18 protein-coding genes are annotated in these 20,980 nt (G+C 43.0%); 16 read left to right on the plus strand and 2 right to left on the minus strand.

All coding sequences use genetic code 11. From position 1 onward, the window contains the following. The 6 genes from WD019_RS10240 to WD019_RS10265 form a co-directional block, all read left to right on the plus strand. Positions 1 to 317: hypothetical protein (locus WD019_RS10240; protein ID WP_425711422.1), on the plus strand; the 317-nt coding region annotated here is incomplete at its 5' end. 5 nt (positions 318 to 322) lie between these two features. Next, positions 323 to 2,137, plus strand: a complete 1,815-nt coding sequence (locus WD019_RS10245) for an ABC transporter ATP-binding protein (RefSeq protein ID WP_425711423.1) — start codon at positions 323 to 325, stop codon at positions 2,135 to 2,137. After that, a complete protein-coding gene (locus WD019_RS10250; protein ID WP_425711424.1) occupies positions 2,125 to 2,694 on the plus strand; it encodes a MauE/DoxX family redox-associated membrane protein in 570 nt (189 codons plus the stop codon). The genes WD019_RS10245 and WD019_RS10250 overlap by 13 nt, the downstream gene beginning before the upstream one ends. 14 nt (positions 2,695 to 2,708) lie before the next feature. After that, on the plus strand, positions 2,709 to 2,882 hold the full coding sequence (locus WD019_RS10255) for a hypothetical protein (RefSeq protein WP_425711425.1): 174 nt from the start codon (positions 2,709 to 2,711) through the stop codon (positions 2,880 to 2,882). A gap of 230 nt (positions 2,883 to 3,112) precedes the next feature. After that, positions 3,113 to 3,895 (plus strand): alpha/beta fold hydrolase, encoded by a 783-nt coding sequence (locus tag WD019_RS10260; RefSeq protein ID WP_425711426.1) that lies wholly within the window; start codon positions 3,113 to 3,115, stop codon positions 3,893 to 3,895. A 173-nt stretch (positions 3,896 to 4,068) separates the two neighbouring features. Further along, a complete protein-coding gene (locus tag WD019_RS10265; RefSeq protein ID WP_035350444.1) occupies positions 4,069 to 4,239 on the plus strand; it encodes an SPW repeat protein in 171 nt (56 codons plus the stop codon). Positions 4,240 to 4,295: 56 nt separating this feature from the next. Here the strand turns inward: WD019_RS10265 and cls are convergent, their stop codons facing one another. After that, positions 4,296 to 5,477 (minus strand): cardiolipin synthase, encoded by a 1,182-nt coding sequence (gene cls, locus WD019_RS10270; RefSeq protein ID WP_425711474.1) that lies wholly within the window; start codon positions 5,475 to 5,477, stop codon positions 4,296 to 4,298. A gap of 208 nt (positions 5,478 to 5,685) precedes the next feature. Here cls and WD019_RS10275 point away from each other — a divergent pair, with 208 nt between their 5' ends. The 10 genes from WD019_RS10275 to WD019_RS10320 all read left to right on the plus strand — a co-directional run bounded on the left by WD019_RS10275 (position 5,686) and on the right by WD019_RS10320 (position 20,264). Further along, positions 5,686 to 7,821, plus strand: coding sequence for a 4Fe-4S dicluster domain-containing protein (locus WD019_RS10275; protein ID WP_026677238.1), 2,136 nt, complete (start codon positions 5,686 to 5,688; stop codon positions 7,819 to 7,821). Positions 7,822 to 8,017: 196 nt separating this feature from the next. After that, positions 8,018 to 9,199: an acetyl-CoA C-acetyltransferase gene (locus WD019_RS10280; protein ID WP_425711427.1), complete on the plus strand. Its 1,182-nt coding sequence runs from the start codon at positions 8,018 to 8,020 to the stop codon at positions 9,197 to 9,199. Between the two features lie 26 nt (positions 9,200 to 9,225). Beyond that, a complete protein-coding gene (locus WD019_RS10285) occupies positions 9,226 to 10,077 on the plus strand; it encodes a 3-hydroxybutyryl-CoA dehydrogenase (RefSeq protein WP_026677240.1) in 852 nt (283 codons plus the stop codon). A gap of 359 nt (positions 10,078 to 10,436) precedes the next feature. Continuing rightward, positions 10,437 to 11,579: an acyl-CoA dehydrogenase gene (locus WD019_RS10290; protein ID WP_425711428.1), complete on the plus strand. Its 1,143-nt coding sequence runs from the start codon at positions 10,437 to 10,439 to the stop codon at positions 11,577 to 11,579. Between the two features lie 13 nt (positions 11,580 to 11,592). Then, a complete protein-coding gene (locus WD019_RS10295) occupies positions 11,593 to 12,735 on the plus strand; it encodes an acyl-CoA dehydrogenase (RefSeq protein WP_425711429.1) in 1,143 nt (380 codons plus the stop codon). Positions 12,736 to 12,769: 34 nt separating this feature from the next. After that, a complete protein-coding gene (gene meaB, locus WD019_RS10300) occupies positions 12,770 to 13,726 on the plus strand; it encodes a methylmalonyl Co-A mutase-associated GTPase MeaB (RefSeq protein WP_026677243.1) in 957 nt (318 codons plus the stop codon). 2 nt (positions 13,727 to 13,728) lie between these two features. Beyond that, positions 13,729 to 14,346 (plus strand): TetR/AcrR family transcriptional regulator, encoded by a 618-nt coding sequence (locus WD019_RS10305; protein ID WP_026677244.1) that lies wholly within the window; start codon positions 13,729 to 13,731, stop codon positions 14,344 to 14,346. A 38-nt stretch (positions 14,347 to 14,384) separates the two neighbouring features. After that, on the plus strand, positions 14,385 to 17,648 hold the full coding sequence (gene icmF / locus WD019_RS10310; RefSeq protein ID WP_425711430.1) for a fused isobutyryl-CoA mutase/GTPase IcmF: 3,264 nt from the start codon (positions 14,385 to 14,387) through the stop codon (positions 17,646 to 17,648). Positions 17,649 to 17,848: 200 nt separating this feature from the next. Then, entirely contained in the window at positions 17,849 to 18,361 is a 513-nt protein-coding gene (gene rpoE, locus WD019_RS10315) for a DNA-directed RNA polymerase subunit delta (protein WP_425711475.1), read from the plus strand. A gap of 301 nt (positions 18,362 to 18,662) precedes the next feature. Then, the gene (locus WD019_RS10320) at positions 18,663 to 20,264 is read left to right on the plus strand and encodes a CTP synthase (protein ID WP_026677247.1); all 1,602 of its coding nucleotides are present in this window, start codon (positions 18,663 to 18,665) and stop codon (positions 20,262 to 20,264) included. A gap of 30 nt (positions 20,265 to 20,294) precedes the next feature. On the opposite strand, the gene WD019_RS10325 is transcribed toward WD019_RS10320, so the two are convergent. Beyond that, a complete protein-coding gene (locus tag WD019_RS10325) occupies positions 20,295 to 20,831 on the minus strand; it encodes a DUF2529 family protein (protein WP_425711431.1) in 537 nt (178 codons plus the stop codon). Positions 20,832 to 20,980 lie beyond the last annotated feature (149 nt).

Raw genomic sequence — 20,980 nt, forward strand, 5'->3', positions numbered from 1 at the left:
TATTAGATATACTCCAAGACCCGCCAACTCTAAAAGATAATAATTCTATTATTATGATCATGTCCCCTTCATGTAGTATTTGTCATGAAGAATTGGAAGCCATTTTAAAGAAAGGCGTTTTTAAAAATAAAATGTCAATAAGTTTTTATGCGGAGGCTTTGGATAAAAAAGAATTTTTGGAGTTTAAAAATAAATACCGGAAGCAAATAGATATTAAGCCATTATATAAACAAGATGTTCAAGCTATGAGAGAAGTAATCTTTCCCTTATTTCTAAAACTTGACAGGGAAGGAAAAATAACAAAAGTTTACAGGTGATCACTGTGAATTTCAAAATTATTATTAAAGCATTAAATTACATTTGGAAATATTGTAGATATTGGATTTTTTTATCAGGTTTAAATAGTATTATTTTAGGTATTTTACCTATTGCATCGATTTACATCATGAGAAAACTAATTAATACAGTTTCCTTAATTATTAATAACACATCAAATGCTTATTTATTAGCGTTCTTTTTACTAACTTTACAATTTATTGTTTTGTTTTCAGATTCCATATTAAGAAACATTCAGGGCTATATGGATCAAAAGACAAGTGTTAATTTAGATTATATAATTCAAAAACAAATTTCGCAAAGAGTAAATGAGATGCCTTATATATTTATTGATAATCCCGAATATTATAATCATTTACAGCGGATAAAAGGGAGTTCAGGTAGTCGTTTGCTTTCTCCAATTCATAGTTTATTTTCTATAGTTGAAGCCATAACAAGTGTAACTACTTTACTAGCCTTTCTTTTTAGCATTCATTGGAGTTTGGTTTTAATAAGTATTGTTTCTGCAATTCCAATAGTTTTAGTTATGTCTTTTTTTGGAAACAAGAACTTTTTATTAAATTTATTTATAACTCCAAAAGCAAGAGAGGCTATGTATATTCAAGATCTAATAACTCTTAGGGATAATGCTAAGGAAATTAGGCTTTTCAATTTACATAACTATTTTACAGAAAGATGGTCAAATACTTTTTTAAGTAACGCAAAGGAAACTTTAAAATTATTAAAAACACGAAAAAAAGCTGAAGTAGGTTTAGATGGTTTAACTGCTTTATTTTACACATGTGCAGCTGGAGTAATAATATGGTTAACCAAAAAATCAGCAGTTCGTATAGGAGACTTTGTTGCAATTGGGCAAGCAGTACAAAATACACAAACTTCAGTTAATAAAATATCAACAAATTTAGCACAAATATTTGAAGACAGTTTATTTATTCAAGATTTTTTTATTTTTATGGAATCAAATAAAGGAGAAAGTAAAGCAGAAAAAAATAAATTACCCTTTCCTACAGAATTTAAAAAAGGAATTTCATTTGAAAATGTTTCATTTAATTATTTAAATAGTAAAAGCAAGGCTATTAAAAACATTACATTTAGAATAAATCCTGGAGAAAAAATCGCAATTGTTGGTCATAATGGTTCAGGAAAGACCACTTTAATAAAATGTTTACTAGGATTGTATGATATTTATGAAGGTAACATTTTTATTGATGATATCAATTTAAAAGATATTGATCAAGATTCATTACGCCGAAATGTAAGTGTTATTTTTCAAGATTTTATAAAATACTCTTTTACAGTTAAAGAGAACATAGGGTTTGGAAATATAAATAAAATTAACGAATTTAATCAAATTAAATCTACTGCAATAAAAGTAGGAATCAATAAAAAAATTGAAAGTTTTAATGATGGATATGATACATATATCGGAAAGTACATAGAAGATGGTGAGGACTTATCTGGGGGACAATGGCAAAAAATTGCTATTGCAAGGGCGCTATTTAGAAATGGGAAAATTGTTGTATTGGATGAACCAACATCAGCATTAGATCCTTTAGCGGAGGTAGAAATTTTAAACCAGTTTAAAAAACTAACTGAAAATAAAACAGCAATATTTATTTCGCATAGAATGTCTGCTGCAAAAGTTGCTGATAGAATATTAGTTATGAGTGATGGAGAAATAGTTGAAGAAGGATCTCATGAAGAATTGCTTTTACGTCAAGGCGAGTATTATAAATTGTTTAAAAGCCAAGCGAAATGGTATGGAGAAACGGAAGGCAGGAAGCTTGTATGGAAGAATTAACCTTATTTATTAGAATGGTAATTGGCATCATTTTTTTTAGTTCCTTTATTTCCAAAATTACTAATTTAACTGAACATTCCAATGTAATTAAATCTTATAAAATACTACCAAACAAATTCGTGATGTCCTTTGCCTTTGTGGAAATTTCGTTGGAGTTTTTTTCTTCGTTATTAGTATTATTGGGTTATTTACAAGAAATTGCGTCAAGTATACTTATTTTACTTCTTATTCTTTACTCACTAGCCATTTCTTTAAACTTGTTTAATGGAAGAACAAGAATATCATGTGGTTGTAAGGGTGTAATGGGAGATCACAAACTATCTTGGATATTAGTGCTTAGAAATTTACTTATAATTTGTTTGTGCTATTGGTTAACTCAATTAAAAACAAAATATTTAAGCTTAGAATTTTTCTTTAAACACGGTCATGTTATTTTTGATATGCATGTTTTTGTTATTTTTCTGGGATCATTATGTCTTTTAATTGGATATATTAACCTTAATCGTTTATCTAACATTGGGAAAGCACTAAATAATATAAATACTAGTTTAGAATAAATAGGAGTGGTGTTATGGACTGGTCTGAATTTTTGCTGTGGATGTTAATGCTTATTCAGATGTTAATTATGTTTATCTTTATAAAGCTTGTGGTGAACTTTTTGAATAGATTGCAAGATAAAATTTATCAAATGTCACTTAAAGAAACTCAAGCGCAGCAGCAAGACGACCAAAATGTGTTTAATTGACTTTCTACTAAAATCCTGATTGATTAAACTTTAAAAAAGTTGTAAAAAGGCATATGCTTCCTTATTTTGGGCAAAAATTACCGAAGAAGAACTTAATTTTGCTACCATAATAGCAATGGATTAACGTGAATGTTTTAGAGGAAGGGTTACTATTTTTTATTGAATTTCTTGTTGCAAAATTGGGCATGATGAAAGAGAACATTCACTCGTTGCATAAGGCGGTAACAGTTATGGCAATTGCAAAATTGGAAAATGGCTTGCATGTGTATTATGAAGAAATGGGTGCCGGGCTTCCGGTCGTATTCATTCATCCTCCCGGCATGAGCCATGTCGTGTTTAAATACCAGCGTTCGCTAGCGCAGGAGTTTCGGGTCATTACGTACGATATTAGAGGGCACGGCGGTTCGTCCTGGGAAGACAGCGCCTCATTATCCATCCCGATACTCGCTTCCGACTTGCTTGGGCTATTGGATCATTTAACGATCAACCGGGCCGTCATTTGCGGGTATTCCGCCGGAGGATCGATCGCCCAGGAGTTTGCCTTGCGTTACCCGGAACGAACGGAAGCGCTCGTCCTCTCCGGCGGGTTTCCTGAGGTGAACACCACCATTTTGTCAAAGCAATTTCAACTGGGGATGATCATGGCTGAAAAATGCCCGAACGTCCTCGGCAAGCTACTCAGCTGGACGCATAAAAACAATCAAAACGACCGGGAAGCGCTTTATGCCTATGACATGAAATGCAACAGAATTGCGTGGCGGATGTATTACCATGCCTCCTATCGCTATAACTGCACGGAACAATTAAAAACGATCCAGGTGCCGACATTGCTCTTTTATGGCGACCGTTCGTTTTACATGCATCCGTATTACCATGTCTACAAAAAGCACGTTCCGGCTCACCTTTTGCATGCCGTTATCGTCCCAAAATCCCTCCATCAAATCCCTATTCGAAAGTATGATTATTTTAATAAAAAGTTGGCGGAGTTTCTGAATGGGCTCCAAGCAATATAATGCAGCCGACATAGTTCGGCTTGCATAGTTTTTTATTTATCAGGAATAAAAAATCATCGTACCTCATATCCTTTACTATCATCCCAATAACGGATTTCGCTATGGTCGCTCGCCCAAATCCAACTACCATCCACCGCCGGAATGGAGAAATCACCTTAGAGGAGGATAGGATTATGTGGCAAACATGGCTGTCTGGACTTATTGGTATTTGGCTTATCATTTCACCATGGATTTACAAGTTTGATGGAAACAACGGGGCATTGTGGAATAATATTGTATTTGGTGCCATTATTCTTATTCTTGCGATTTGGTCAGGCACAACGACAAAAAACCAAAAACCTTAGCCGCTTTTTGGTCTAAATGTGTAACAGCCATCCCTCTTCGGATGGCTGTTTTCGTATTATAAAAATGGAGCAATGGCCGTTGCGATACATTCCTTGACTTTAAACCAGAACGTTCGCTCGTTGTAGTGTTCCAGCGTTAGCCTGTCAGAATGGCTGAAATCCGTCTCGAGCACTTGTTTGACCGTTTGAATCAACTCGTGATCTTTAAAAATGCAGTTGATTTCCCCGTTAGTAAAAAAACTTCGCAAATCGAAATTGGCTGTGCCGATATCGCATAATTCATCATCCACAAGAAAGGCTTTGGCATGGAAAAATCCTTGTTTGAACTGGTAAATGGAACAGCCTGCTTTTAACAAATCTTTAAAATAAGGATAAGAAGCTTCTTGAACGAGCGGATGATCAGGTTTTTTAGGAACTAAAATGGTAATTTGGACCCCGCGGGACGCCGCATCCAAAAGTGCCCGATGAATCTCTTTTCCCGGAATAAAATAAGGCGAACCGATCACGATCGACTTCTCGGCTTTTTGAATATGGCGGAGAAAAAAAGAATAAACCCCGTTCCCGTCAGACGGTTGGATCAAAAATTGCTTCTCTTTTTTTGCCGCCTTAGGATAGTAAGCCTCCATATGGAGCAATTCTTTCGTCGCTCTCCTCCAGTCGACGAGAAACTGTTTTTGCAGCGCATGCACGACTTCTCCTTCCAGCCGCATATGATAGTCGCGCCAGTCGCCAAGGTCAGGGTCTCGCCCTAAGTATTCATCCCCAACATTAAATCCGCCAAGGTAGCCGATCTTCCCGTCAATAATCGTTAACTTTCGATGGTTCCGCTGGTTGAGGCGATAAAGAAAGAAAGGGAACCCCGGTTTGTTGCTGAAGGCAAAATCAATCCTCGCCTTTTTAAAGCGTTGGATCGTTTTTTTATCGATCGAGAAGCTGCCGATATAATCGACCAATAGTTTGATGGATACACCTTCTGCCGCTTTTTGCATTAACAGGGAAGTCATTTTCTTGCCAATATGGTCTTCGCGAAAAATATAAAATTGAATGTGGATATGATGAACTGCTTTTTCGATATCTTGAAACAACGCGTCGAAAAATTGATGCCCGGTCGGCAAAAAGCGGCCATCACCATTATGTAAACGTGTAATCGGAGGGCTTATTCGATATTTCTTTTTCCCCAGGTGAAAATCAAGCCACACGAGAAATACAAAAATAAAAAGGACAATCAACAAAATCATCGCGGCCAAACCCCGTCGTCCTCCTTTCCACCAAATGATTAATTAGTATACCCTAAATGCACTGAAAAAATTTTTAAAATTTTTATGGCGACTGAATGCTCATTCATAATTATTTATGGTATAATGGTTTCAGAAAATTCGATTGCTTTAGAATTATTAGCCTACACGCTGTAAAGTGGCTGCATCTCATTTGAAAGGAGCATTACGGATGAATGGCTTGCAAATGTTGAATTGGATTTTGTTTCTTCTTGTAACCGTTTACGCCATTTATTTATTTGCTTATGTCGTAAAAACGCGTTACACCTTCATTAAAATGGGGAAAAAAGTGGAATTTGACCATACCGTAAAAGAACGAATAAAAGCAGTTCTTATTAATGTCTTTGGCCAAAAGAAACTGTTGAAAGATAAAAAAAGCGGCGCGATCCATGTCATGTTTTTCTACGGCTTCATCCTCGTGCAATTTGGCGCCATTGATTTTATTTGGAAAGGACTTGCACCGGGGTCGCATCTTCCGCTCGGGCCATTGTATCCAGGCTTTACATTTTTTCAAGAAATTGTGACATTCGTCATTTTAGTGGCCGTTGTCTGGGCGTTTTACCGCCGTTATATTGAAAAGCTTGTCCGCTTAAAGCGCGGGTTTAAATCCGGCCTTGTCCTTTTATTTATTGGCGGGTTGATGCTTTCTGTTTTACTCGGGAATGGAATGGAGATCAATTGGCATCATCTTGAAATGAGTTGGACGATGCCGATTGCGTCAGGGATCGCCTATTTGTTTCATTGGATGGGAGAAACCCCAACCATCGTTTTATTTTACATTGCCTGGTGGGCGCACCTTTTATTCTTGTTAACATTCCTTGTTTATGTGCCGCAGTCGAAGCACGCTCACTTGATTGCGGGTCCGGCAAACGTCTGGCTCGGCCGGAAAGATAAAGTAGGAAAGCTTTCTTCGATTGATTTTGAAGATGAATCACAGGAAGTGTTTGGCGTCGGCAAAATTGAAGATTTCAACCAGAAGCAGTTGGTTGACCTTTATGCATGTGTCGAGTGCGGGCGCTGCACGAGCATGTGCCCGGCCAGCGGAACAGGAAAAATGCTCTCGCCGATGGACCTTATTCTTAAGCTTCGTGATCATTTAACGGAAAAAGGGGCGGCGGTCACTTCACGAACCCCATGGATGCCGGCATTTGCCTTTACCAATACGAAAGGCAATCAGATCGCTTTCCAGGCTGCCGGAAAAGGGGCAAAGGAAACAGCTGCAACAACTGATGGCAGCTCTGCTTTCAAATTCGAGTACAACATCGAATTAATCGGCGAGGTGATTACAGAAGAAGAGATCTGGGCATGTACGACGTGCCGCAACTGTGAAGACCAGTGTCCGGTCATGAATGAGCATGTGGACAAAATCATCGATATGCGCCGTTACCTCGTTTTAACGGAAGGAAAGATGGACACTGAGGCGAAACGGGCGATTCAAAGCATTGAAAAACAGGGGAACCCATGGGGGCTCTCCCGCAAAGAACGTGAAAACTGGCGTGAACTTCGTGACGATGTTGTTGTTCCAACCATAAAAGAAATGGAAAAAGCGGGTGAGGAGTTTGAGTATCTCTTCTGGGTCAGCTCGATGGGCGCTTACGATAATCGGAGCCAGAAGATCGCCCTCGCTTTTGCGAAAATCATGAACGAAGCGGGCATTAAGTTCGCCATTCTTGGAAACAAAGAAAAGAACTCGGGAGATACGCCAAGACGAATCGGAAACGAGTTTTTATTCCAGGAAATTTGCAATAAAAACATTGAATTGTTCCAGAAGCATAATGTGAAAAAGATCGTGACGATCGATCCGCATGCGTATAACACGTTTAAAAATGAATATCCGGAATTTGGCCTCGAGGCCGAAGTGTACCACCATACCGAGCTGCTTGCCAAATGGATAAAAGAAGGGCGCATCAAGCCGAAGCATGAAGTGAATGAAACGATTACGTATCACGATTCATGCTACCTCGGCCGCTACAACGAAGTGTATGAGCCGCCAAGGGAAATCTTAAAAGCGATTCCGGGCGTCAAGCTTGTTGAAATGGACCGCAACCGCCAAAACGGAATGTGCTGCGGCGCCGGTGGAGGCATGATGTGGATGGAGGAGAAAACAGGACAGCGCGTGAACGTTGCCCGCACCGAGCAGGCACTTGCAGTTCATCCGACAATGATCGGAAGCGGCTGCCCATACTGCCTGACGATGCTAAGCGATGGAACAAAAGCGAAAGAAGTGGAAGATCAAGTGCAAACATTGGATGTCGTTGAAATACTGGAACGATCGTTGTTTAAGCCGGAGAAAGAACTTGTTCATTAAATGTTGTACTTCAGGGGTCGACCAATGGCCGATTCCGGTTCACTTTAAGTCATTCATACAACAAAAATAGCGGATAGGATCCTGCTGAAAAACCAACCATGACAGCAGGACTTTTCGCTGTAGTAAGGGTGACTGAGCGTTCGTTCGACCAAGTTTGAAAACGGTTACGAGAATGAAAATAGAGGAGGAAATGAAAATGGGGAAAACGGTTATTGTCAGCGGAGTGCGTACGCCGATTGGAAAGCTGGGAGGAACCTTAAGTAGTTTAACGGCGTTTGACCTCGGGGGAATTGCGATTAAAGAGGCGTTAAATCGGGCGAATGTTGCTCCGGAGGAAGTCGGTGAAGTCATTATGGGCACTGTCCTTCAAGGAGGCCAGGGGCAAATCCCGTCCCGCCAGGCCGCAAGAAAAGCCGGGCTGCCATGGGAAGTGAAAACGGAAACGATTAACAAAGTGTGTGCATCGGGCTTACGCAGCGTCACTCTAGCCGACCAGATCATCCGTGCAGGAGATGAAGAAGTGATCGTCACCGGGGGAATGGAGTCGATGTCCAACGCGCCGTATCTTTTGCCGAAAGCACGCTGGGGGCTTCGCATGGGAGATGGCCAGGTGAAAGACTTAATGATTCATGACGGCCTTACATGTTCATTTACCGGTGTGCATATGGGCATTTACGGCAACGATGTTGCGAAAGAACTGGGAATTTCCCGCGAAAAACAGGATGAATGGGCATTAAGAAGCCACATGCGGGCGATCGCCGCCATGGAAGATGGAACATTTGCCGGGGAAATTGTTCCCGTGGAAGTGCCGCAACGGAAAGGTGACCCGATCATCGTCTCTAAGGATGAAGGTCCGAGAAAAGACACGTCTTTCGAAAAACTGGCGGGGCTCAAACCTGTCTTTTCACCAACCGGAACGATCACGGCAGGCAATGCACCGGGCGTGAATGACGGTGCAGCCGCCCTCGTGTTAATGAGCGAAGAGCGGGCGGAAAAAGAAGGAAAAGAAGTGCTTGCCACCATTGTAGGGCATGCGGCGATTGCTATGGAGGCGAAAGATTTCCCGAAAACGCCTGGACTTGTCATTCATAAGCTGCTAGAGAAAACCGGGAAATCGTTAGATGAAATTGATCGATTTGAAATTAATGAAGCGTTTGCGGCCGTCGCTTTAACAAGCGCTGAACTTGCCGGGCTTGATTTAGAAAAAGTGAACGTCAACGGCGGCGCGGTGGCATTAGGACACCCGATTGGCGCAAGCGGCGCCCGCATTCTCGTCACACTCATTCATGAATTGAAACGGCGCGGCGGAGGGCTTGGCATTGCGTCCATTTGCAGCGGCGGAGGCCAGGGCGATGCCATTTTGATTGAAGTCAAATAAAAAACGAATATCTGGGGGAGAAAAACATGAACATTAAAACGATTATGGTCGCTGGTAGCGGACAAATGGGATCGGGCATTGCCCAGGTTTGCGCCATGGCCAACTACAGCGTCATTTTACATGATTTAAAAGACGAGTTCGTTGAAAAAGGCATGCAAACGATCACGAAAAATCTTTCACGCCAGGTAGAAAAAGGGCGAATGACGGATCGCGAAAAAGCTGAAATTTTAAATCGGATCGAGCGGTCGACTGAACTTTCAAACGCTGAAAAAGCTGATCTTGTCATCGAGGCGGTTGTAGAAAATATGGACGCCAAATCGCAATTGTTTAAAATGCTCGACGAACTTGCGCCGGAGCACACCATTCTGGCAAGCAATACGTCGTCCTTGCCGATTACGGAAATTGCCGCGGTGACGAAACGTCCGGAAAAAGTAATTGGGATGCACTTCATGAATCCTGTTCCTGTCATGAAGCTCGTTGAAATTATCCGCGGCCTTCAGACGAGCGATGAAGTCTATGAAACAATCGAAGCCGTTTCAAAGAAATTAAGCAAAGTGCCGGTCGAAGTGAACGATTTCCCTGGCTTTATCTCTAATCGCATTTTAATGCCGATGATCAACGAGGCTATTTATGCCGTCTATGAAGGGGTGGCGACGCCTGAAGCGATCGATGAAATCATGAAGCTCGGAATGAATCATCCGATGGGGCCTCTTACGCTCGCCGACTTCATTGGTTTGGATACATGTCTGTACATTATGGAAGTGCTTCACGAAGGGTTCGGTGACGATAAATACCGCCCATGCCCGCTCTTGCGCAAATATGTAAAAGCCGGTTGGCTCGGAAGGAAATCCGGAAGAGGGTTTTACAGCTACAACTAGTGCCTTTTAAAAAAACGAGCCAAACTTCTCGCAATTGGCACTGATTCTATCATTTTCGATAATAAAACGATGACTTCAGACAATAAAATGTTGAAATCCGACAATAAGTGGCTTCAATCGGCTAATAAAACAAGTAATATTTAGACGTTTTGTATCTTTATTGTCCGAAAGGCAAAATTTATTGTCCAAAATCAAGGAATTATTGTCCGAAAATTAAAGTTTATTGTCCGAGGACCAGATAATTTGAACGGTTCCAGACGTTTTTCCTGATCTGGCTTTCCTTCAAAACGAATAGGCCTGCTGCTGTGTTTAAAACCATTTCCCTGGAGGGGCACCAGTACAAAGGAGATTGATGAGCGATGAACCTCACCTTTACCGAAGAGCAGTTGATGATGCAGAAAATGGTGCGGGATTTTGCGCAAAAAGAAATTGCGCCGTATGTGGAAAAAATGGATGAAACCGACCAGTTTCCGCGTGAAATCATTGATAAAATGGCGGATCTTGGCTTGCTTGGAATTCCGATTCCTGAAGAGTATGGTGGAGCGGGAATGGACTTTATTTCTTACATTATTGCCATCCATGAATTGTCGAAAGTAAGTGCGACGATTGGCGTCATTTTATCCGTTCATACGAGTGTCGGAACAAACCCGATTCTTTATTTTGGAACGGAAGAACAAAAACAAAAATACATTCCGAAGCTTGCAAGCGGCGAGTTTCTTGGCGCATTCGGATTGACCGAACCGGGATCGGGTTCTGATGCCGCAAGTTTAAAAACGAAGGCCGTTAAAAAAGGAGACCGCTATCTTATAAACGGATCAAAAATTTTCATCACAAACGCGGGAGAAGCCGACACGTACATCGTTTTTGCTTCCACCGACCCGGATGCCGGCAGCCGCGGGATTTCCGCATTCATCGTTGAAAAGGATACGCCGGGTTTTTCCGTCGGCAAAAAGGAGAAGAAAATGGGGCTGAACGGCTCCAATACGAGCGAGTTGATTTTTGACAATGCTGAAGTGCCGGCGGAGAATTTGCTCGGGAATGAAGGATGCGGCTTTAAAATCGCGATGAGCAACCTCGATGTGGGAAGGATTGGGATTGCGGCACAGTCGCTCGGCATTGCTGAAGCGGGCCTTGAGTATTCGCGTAATTATGCAAAAGACCGCAAGCAATTCGGAAAGCCGATCGGTGCCCAGCAAGGAATTGCGTTTAAACTCGCGGATATGGCGACAAAGGTCGAAGCGGCAAAACTATTAACATACCGTGCGGCCAACCTTCGCGCACTCCATTTGCCGTGCAAGAAAGAAGCGTCGATGGCAAAGCTGTTTGCCTCAAAGGCGGCAATGGAAGTCGCGACGGATGCCATTCAAGTTCATGGAGGGTACGGGTATACGAAAGATTATCCGGTAGAGAGGCTCTTCCGCGATGCGAAAGTTTGTGAAATCTATGAAGGCACAAGCGAGATTCAAAGAATCGTCATTAGCAAGCAACTATTAGGCGAATAAAGGAGAGAAAACCATGCAATTTCAATTATCAGATGAACATGAAATGATCCGAAAAATGGTCCGTGATTTCGCAAAAAATGAAGTCGAACCGACAGCGGCGGAGAGGGATGAAGAGGAACGATTTGACCGCTCGCTTTTCGACAAGATGGGAGAGCTCGGTCTTGCGGGCATTCCGTGGCCAGAGGAGTATGGCGGCATCGGCGGGGATTACTTAATGTACGTTATCGCAGTAGAAGAACTTTCCCGCGTCTGCGCTTCAACAGGGGTTACGTTATCCGCGCATACATCACTTGCTGGCTGGCCGATCTATAAATTTGGCACGGAAGAACAAAAGCAAAAATTTCTCCGTCCGATGGCCGAAGGAAAGAAGCTCGGCGCTTACGGCTTGACGGAACCGGGCTCAGGATCTGACGCTTCCAATATGAAAACGACGGCAAAAAAAGAAGGCGACCATTATATTTTAAATGGCTCGAAAATATTCATTACTAACGCTGGAGATGCGGAAATTTACGTCGTTTTTGCAAGGACGGATATTGAAGCCGGCCATCGCGGGGTATCTGCCTTTATCGTTGAAAAAGGAACGCCAGGGTTTTCATTCGGCAAAAAGGAGAAAAAGCTCGGCATCCGTTCTTCACTAACACTTGAAATTATTTTTGAAGATTGCAAGATTCCGGCTGAAAATCTTCTAGGAAAAGAAGGAGAAGGGTTCAAAATCGCGATGATGACGCTCGATGGCGGGCGGAACGGAATTGCTGCCCAGGCGGTCGGGATCGCTCAAGGGGCGCTTGATGCTGCAGTCGGCTACGCGAAAGAGCGGAAGCAATTCGGCAAACCGATCGGGGCGAATCAAGGAATTGCCTTTAAGATCGCGGACATGGCGACAAAAGTCGAAGCCGCAAGACTCTTAACCTATCAAGCGGCCTGGAGGGAATCAGAAGGCCTCCCTTACGGAAAAGAGTCGGCAATGTCGAAGCTGTATGCCGGAGATATCGCAATGGAAGTGACAACAGATGCGGTTCAAGTGTTCGGCGGCTATGGCTATACGAAAGATTATCCGGTTGAACGCTACATGCGCGATGCAAAAATTACGCAAATTTACGAAGGAACACAGGAAATCCAGCGGCTTGTCATTTCAAAAATGTTATTGAAAGATTAACAGCTGGTTGTAATAACATTGACAGGAGGACGTTATGCACGAACTCGCCGAGCGCATTCATTATAAAGACGAACGTGCACTGGCACGCGCCATTTCTTATGTCGAAAATGACCATCCCGATAAGCTAAAACTGCTTACGGATATCCATTCATTGCAAAAAAAGGCCCACTTTATTGGCTTAACCGGTTCGCCGGGTGCGGGCAAAAGTTCACTCGTCAATCGTTTGATTACCCATTTGCGGAAACAACAGCTTACAGTTGGCGTCGTCGCCGTTGACCCGACAAGTCCGTTTAGCGGCGGGGCGATATTGGGGGATCGTGTACGAATGAGCGGGCATTTTACCGATTCAGGAGTCTTTATTCGAAGCATGGGAACGAGAGGGAGCCTAGGCGGTTTAGCCCGGACAACGAAAGAGACGGTTCGCTTAATGGATGCGTACGGTTTTGACGTCATTTTGATCGAGACGGTTGGCGTCGGGCAGTCCGAGCTCGATATTATGAAAATCGCCGATACGATAGCGGTTGTTCTGAATCCGGGCAGCGGTGACGTCGTCCAGGTTTTTAAAGCGGGAATTATGGAAATTGCTGATTTGTTCGTCATTAATAAAGCGGATTTGCCGGGTGTTCCGAAATTGATGGGGGAACTTCACTCGATGCTCGATTTGGTGAAACATGACGCTCCCTACCGTCCGCCGATTGTAAAAACGATATCCGTTCAAAATAAAGGGCTGGATGAACTGTGGGATCGATTAAAGGAGCATCGGCATTATCTCGAAAGGAGCGGGGAAGGCGAGTCACGCCGGCTTCGTTCCCTTGAGCATGAAGTGATCGAAGTTGTCCATCATGAACTGATGAAAGAAGTGTGGGAACAGGAGGAGCGAAATGGTTTCCCGTGGCTTAGAGAAGTGCAGGCGGGAGAAATGGATCCATATACGGCGGCTCAAACGATACTGAACAGGTGGCGTAAAAACCTGATAGGAAAAGAGGGATAACGTTGGGGAGAAAGGAAGTTCCGTCGCTCGTTAAAGATGAAAAACTTATCCAGAAGCGCCGCGAAGAAATGGTGAAAGCAGCTGTCACACTTTTTAAGAAAAACGGCTATCACCGGACAACAACGCGGGAAATAGCGAAAGCTTCTGGATTCAGCATCGGAACACTTTACGAGTATATTCGGACAAAAGAAGATATTTTATATTTAGTCTGTGACAGCATTTATGACGGAGTCCGCGAGCGCCTTCAGGAAAGCCTGCGCGGCGAAGAAGGCGGTTTGGTCGGCATCAAGCGGGCGATCGCCGCTTACTTTAAAGTTGTTGATGATATGCAGGATGAAGTGCTTGTCATGTATCAGGAGGCAAAGTCATTGTCGAAAGAAGCCCTTCCCTATGTGTTGAAGAAAGAATTAGAAATGACAGGCATTTTCGAAGACCTGTTAATGCAGGCGGCCAGAGGGGGAGAACTGAACCTGGCCCCGGATGAAATTCCGCTCGTTGCCCATAACATTTTAATTCATGGCCAAATGTGGACGTTCCGCCGCTGGATCTTGCAAAAAATGTACACGTTAGAGGAATATACGAAAAAGCAAACGGATTTGTTGCTGAAAGGTGTGCTTTGAACAATCGATAACAACCTTATGAAAGAGGAGGTTTCAAGATGAGTCAACAAGAAGTGTACCGCCCAAAATATCCTGTCCGGTTTGTCACAGCTTCAAGCCTATTCGATGGACATGATGCATCGATCAATATTATGAGGCGAATTCTTCAATCAAGTGGAGCAGAAGTCATTCATCTCGGCCATAACCGGTCGGTCGATGAAGTCGTTAACGCCGCCATACAAGAAGATGTCCAGGGAATTGCGATTTCTTCTTACCAGGGCGGACACGTCGAATATTTTAAATACATGATTGATCTTTTAAAAGAACGTGGAGCCGGTCATATTAAAGTATTTGGCGGGGGCGGCGGTGTCATCATTCCGCCGGAAATTAAAGAGCTGCATGAATACGGTGTTTCATGGATTTTTTCACCGGAAGACGGACGGAAAATGGGGCTTCAAGGCATGATCAACAAGATGCTTGAATTGTGCGATTTTCCGACAGTGACGAAGCTGACGGATGAAGTGGAGAGATTGCCGTCCCGTGATTCTCAGGCGGTCGCGCGATTGATTACCGTAGCTGAGAACAAGGTACTTGAGGAGAAAGAAATTGCGGCAACAGCTGAAACCGTTTTAGAAGAAGTGAGAAGCCTCGAGCAGCAGGTCCCGGTGTTGGGGATTACAGGAACAGGCGGTGCGGGAAAAAGCTCGCTTACCGATGAGCTCGTCCGCCGGTTTGTCAATGAATTTGAAGACAAAACCGTTGCCATCCTTTCGATCGATCCGACAAAACAAAAAACAGGCGGCGCATTGCTTGGCGACCGGATCCGGATGAATGCCATATACAACAAGAGAGTGTATATGAGAAGCTTAGCAACCCGCGGCTCAAGATCTGAGCTTTCTTCTTCCATTAAAGAAGCCATTGCGGTTGTCAAGGCGGCTGGCTTTGACCTTGTCATCGTTGAAACGAGCGGCATTGGCCAGGGCGATGCAAGCATCGTCGATGTTTCTGATGTAACGATGTATGTCATGACGAGCGAGTTTGGGGCGCCGTCACAGCTTGAAAAAATCGACATGATTGATTACGCAGACCTTATCGCGATTAATAAATTTGAACGAAAAGGTTCCGAAGACGCTTTAAGAGACGTGAAAAAGCAATATCAGCGGTCGCGCGGGTGGTTCGACAAAGATTTAGACGAAATGCCGGTATATGGCACGATCGCAAGCCAGTTCAACGATGCAGGGACGAACATACTTTTCCATGCGTTAATCGAAACGATTGAAAAGAAATGCGGCACAAATTGGGGTGCTGGAAGCGAAGCAAAAGAGTATGTTGCGAAGAAAAATGTCATCATTCCCGGAAACCGTGTCCAATATTTAAATGAAATTGTCGATACCGTGAGAAACTATCATAAAACGATTGATGAACAAGTGAAGCTTGCCAGAAAAAGCTATCAGCTAAACGGCGCATTGGAAACTTTAAAAGAGCTGGGAGATCAGACAGAAATAATGATGGAGAACCTTCAAAAAGCGAAGGAACAAATGGAGGAAAAGCTGCTTCCGGAAGCGAAAAAAGCGCTTGAAAATTGGCCGAAGCTCAAAGAAAAATATAGCGGCAAAGAATTCGTCACGAAAGTGCGCGATAAAGAAATCGTAACGGAATTAACGACGAAAAGCCTCTCCGGGCTCGATATCCCGAAAGTCGCTCTTCCGAAATATGAAGACTGGGGGGAAATTTTAAAATGGATCATGAAAGAAAATGTTCCCGGTTCTTTTCCTTACACAGCTGGCGTATTTCCGTTTAAACGGAAAGGGGAGGACCCGAAGCGCCAGTTCGCCGGAGAAGGAACCCCGGAACGGACGAACCGCCGCTTTCATTACCTTTCCAAGGACGATGAGGCAAAGCGGTTAAGTACGGCATTTGACTCGGTGACGCTCTACGGAGAGGATCCCGATTACCGTCCGGACATTTACGGAAAAGTGGGCGAGAGCGGTGTCAGTGTGTGCACATTGGACGACATGAAAAAGCTGTATGCCGGATTTGACTTAATCGCCCCAAGCACGTCGGTTTCAATGACGATCAATGGACCGGCCCCGATCATTCTGGCAATGTTTATGAATACCGCGATTGACCAGCAAGTTCAAAAATTCGAGGAAAAACATGGGCGGAAGCCGAATCGCGAAGAGTTAGATGAAATTAAAGCGTTTACATTGTCTTCTGTCCGTGGAACGGTTCAAGCGGATATTTTAAAAGAAGACCAGGGGCAAAACACATGCATTTTCTCGACCGAATTTGCCCTCAGGATGATGGGGGACATTCAGCAATATTTTATCGACCACAACGTGCGCAATTACTATTCCGTGTCGATCTCGGGTTATCATATTGCCGAAGCAGGCGCAAATCCGATTACACAGCTTGCGTTTACGCTGGCAAACGGTTTGACCTATGTTGAATATTATTTAAGCCGCGGCATGCATATCGATGATTTTGCCCCGAACTTGTCATTCTTTTTCAGCAATGGGCTTGATCCGGAATATTCGGTCATCGGCCGTGTGGCAAGGCGCATCTGGGCAACAGTCATGAGGAACAAATACGGGGCGAACGAACGAAGCCAGAAGCTGAAATATCATATTCAAACATCGGGCCGTTCCTTGCACGCCCAGGAAATCGATTTTAACGATATCCGCACGACTTTGCAGGCGTTAATGGCGTTATATGATAACTGCAATTCGTTGCATACAAACTCATATGATGAAGCGATTACGACACCGACGGAAGAGTCCGTAAGACGCGCGATGGCCATTCAGTTGATTATTACGAAAGAGCTCGGCCTTGCCAAAAATGAAAACTCATTGCAAGGTTCATTCATCATTGAAGAATTAACCGATCTTGTCGAAGAAGCCGTCCTTCAGGAATTTGAACGGTTAAACGCAAGGGGCGGCGTGCTCGGCTCGATGGAAACACAATATCAGCGCGGCAAAATTCAGGAAGAGTCGATGTATTATGAAATGAAAAAACATAATGGCGAGCTTCCGATTATCGGCGTCAACACATATTTAAACCCGAACCCGCCGTCCGATGAAGAATTTGACATGCAGCTTGCCAGGGCAACTAAGGAAGAAAAGGAACAGCAAATCCGGAACTTAAACGCCTTTAAAAAGCGACATGAAAAAGAGGCGCCAGCTGCTCTTAAAAAATTGAAAGAAACCGCATTAAATGGTGGCAATATTTTTGAAGAACTGATGGAAACCGTAAAAGTGGCAAGTCTCGGGCAAATCACGGGCGCTCTTTATGAAGTAGGAGGAAAATATCGCCGAAATATGTGATGCTAGAGATGAAAGGCGGGAAGTGAGAGGCTAAAATGGTAGAAAAAGAGGGTCGGACTCCCCTCTTTTTCTATTTTTTTTAAAAACTATAGCATATACTACTTAGATTTGTTTATAATGAAGAGTATGATTAAAATGAAAATGCCCATAGTATGCCATAGATTGTAGAGAATGAAAGGAAGTGCCGTTCTTTGAGTTTAATGAATGCTTACACTAAAGACGAAATCTTGGAAATGTCCATGGTAGAAATTGCTTTCGAGATTTTAAAAGAAGAAAAACAACCGATCCCTTTTTATGAAATGTTAAAGCGTATTGCTGAGATGAAGGAAATGTCCGATGAAGCCGTTGAAGCCCGTATCGCTCCTTTCTATACGGATATGAACATTGATGGTCGTTTTGTCTGCCTTGGCGATAACAAATGGGGATTAAAAGCATGGTATCCGGTTGAAAGCAGTGAAGAAGAATTAAGTACAACCAACAAACCGAAACGCAAAAAAGTAAAAGACGACGACTTCGATGTGTATGATGAAGACTTTGAAGATGTAGATTATGATGATCTTGAACTTGATGATGAGCTGGATCACGATGAAGACGAAACGGACGACCTTGATGATGATTTTGACGATCTGGACGAAGAGGATTTAGACGAAGAAGATTTAGAAGATGACGACCTCGAAGATGACGATTTATATGATGATGAGAAGGAAGAATAAAGCTCCGGCCTACCGGAGCTTTAAGCTGCATGTGAAAAACACGGCAGCCTAAAAAGTTGCTTTGGCAACTTTTGTTCTTGACTTCTTATGCAAAAGTAGATAAAATCATTTTTGGGCTAAACATAAACGAATTAAATAATTGATAAATGATAACAAAAGTGCCCCCGTATCCCGGGGATAGGTCACTTTTGTTTTTTTGTTTTTTCTAAACTTTTCGCTTGAAGTTAAGATTCCATAGGCACTTATGAAACGGGGCATATGAGAGCATACTTAAATTTGATAATCCAGAGGGGGAAAATTCATGACTAAATACATTTTCGTAACAGGCGGTGTTGTATCATCACTTGGAAAAGGAATTACGGCTGCATCACTCGGCCGATTATTGAAAAACCGCGGACTCCAAGTAACGACGCAAAAGTTTGACCCATATATTAACGTTGACCCTGGAACGATGAGCCCTTATCAACACGGTGAAGTTTTCGTTACGGATGATGGTGCGGAAACCGACCTCGATTTAGGACATTATGAACGGTTTATCGACATCAACTTAAATAAATACAGCTCGGTGACAACGGGTAAAATTTATTCTACTGTCCTCCGCAAAGAAAGACGCGGGGAATACCTTGGCGGAACGGTTCAAGTTATTCCACACGTCACAAATGAAATTAAAGAACGTGTTTTTCGCGCCGGGCGTGAAACCAATGCGGATATCGTCATTACGGAAATCGGAGGAACCGTTGGGGACATCGAAAGCTTGCCATTTCTTGAAGCAATCCGGCAAATTAAAAGTGATGTCGGCTCAGAAAATGTCATGTACATCCACTGTACGCTAATTCCGTACATTAAAGCAGCCGGTGAGTTAAAAACAAAACCGACCCAACATAGTGTGAAAGAACTCCGCAGTCTTGGAATTCAGCCAAATATTATCGTTGTTCGAACAGAGATGCCTGTTTCTCAAGACATGAAAGAGAAAATTGCCCTGTTCTGTGATATTAATCCGAAAGCAGTTATTGAAGCGAGAGATGCGGATACGCTTTATCAAGTACCAATTGATCTTCAAGAACAAAACATGGATCAAATTGTTTGCGATCATTTAAAGCTGGATTGCAAGCCTGCGGATATGACCGAATGGAAGGCGTTAATTGAAAAAGTATTAAACTTGTCAGGCAAGGCGAAAATCGCCCTTGTCGGTAAATATGTAGCATTGCAAGATGCGTATATTTCCGTCGTCGAATCATTGCGCCACGCCGGCTATTATTTTGATACCGACATTGAAGTGAAATGGATTAATTCTGAAGATGTCAGTAAAGAAAATGTGGCCGAATTACTTGGGGATGTAGATGGAATTCTCGTTCCAGGCGGATTTGGTGACCGCGGTGTGGAAGGCAAAATCATCGCCACGCAATATGCGCGTGAAAACAACGTTCCTTTCCTTGGCATTTGCTTAGGCATGCAATTAGCTTCTGTTGAGTTCGCCCGTAATGTGTTGGGGCTTGAAGGGGCTCATTCAAGCGAGCTTGATCCGGCAACGCCGCACGCCATCATCGATCTTCTTCCGGAACAAAAGGATGTTGAAGATCTTGGCGGTACGCTTCGACTCGGGCTTTATCCATGTAAGCTCGTTGAAGGAACAAAAGCATATGACGCGTACAATGAGAAAGTGATTTATGAACGCCATCGCCATCGTTATGAATTTAACAATGAGTATCGCGCCCAAATGGAGAAGAACGGATTTGTTTTCTCAGGTACAAGCCCTGACGGCCGATTAGTGGAAATTATTGAATTGGCAAATCATCCGTGGTTTGTCGCATGCCAGTTCCATCCGGAGTTTGTCTCACGTCCAACAAGGCCGCAAAGCTTGTTCCGCGAATTTATCCGCGCTGCCATTGAATTAAAGAAGTAAGATAAAAACGCCTCATTTTTGAGGCGTTTTTTATTCTTCGAACTCTAATAAAATATCCTTTGTTGTTAAAGCAAGAGCGTGGTAAACATAAAGTGCCATAAGAGCTGACGGAAAGCCGGTCCGGGAACCGTCCTCTAATGGAACGAGTTCTCTTGCTAATTGTGTATCAAGATGAAAATCGGCAAGTGTTCGTAAATCCTGTGCCTCACCCGTCTCTTTTTTTACTGCCGAAATAGCGATTACTCGTGCCGGCGTCTCTTTTTTAATCGCGGCCAGTTGTTTAATCATCTCCAGGTCATCATTAAATCTCGAGGCTACGATAACCGTGTCAATAGAAGTTAATTCATTGAATTTTTCAAGCTCAAGGAGCCGGGACGAAGAAAAAGCCTCCTGGCCAAACACCCCTTCGTAACAAACAGCCTTCATTTCATTCGTTCCGCTAAAATAAATGGCCCCTTCCGATAGTACCGTCTGCGCCAATAACCTTGCCGCATCTTCAATCGCTTCTTCATCTTTTTGGATTTTGTTCATTAACCCGACGAGCTGTGTCGAAAAAATTTTTAACATGATGAAAAATCCCTTCACTTAAATTTTTTTACCGCTTGTCCTGCATAATTAGTATACTTAAATTAATGTTTGATTTCATAATCGATGCAGGAAATTTATTGATAGGAAAGAATTATACATGTTAGATGTTTTGTACGAAATGAAAAACT

The sequence above is a fragment of the Fictibacillus sp. Mic-4 genome (assembly GCF_049843615.1).
In the GTDB taxonomy this organism is placed as follows: domain Bacteria; phylum Bacillota; class Bacilli; order Bacillales; family Fictibacillaceae; genus Fictibacillus_A; species Fictibacillus_A gelatini.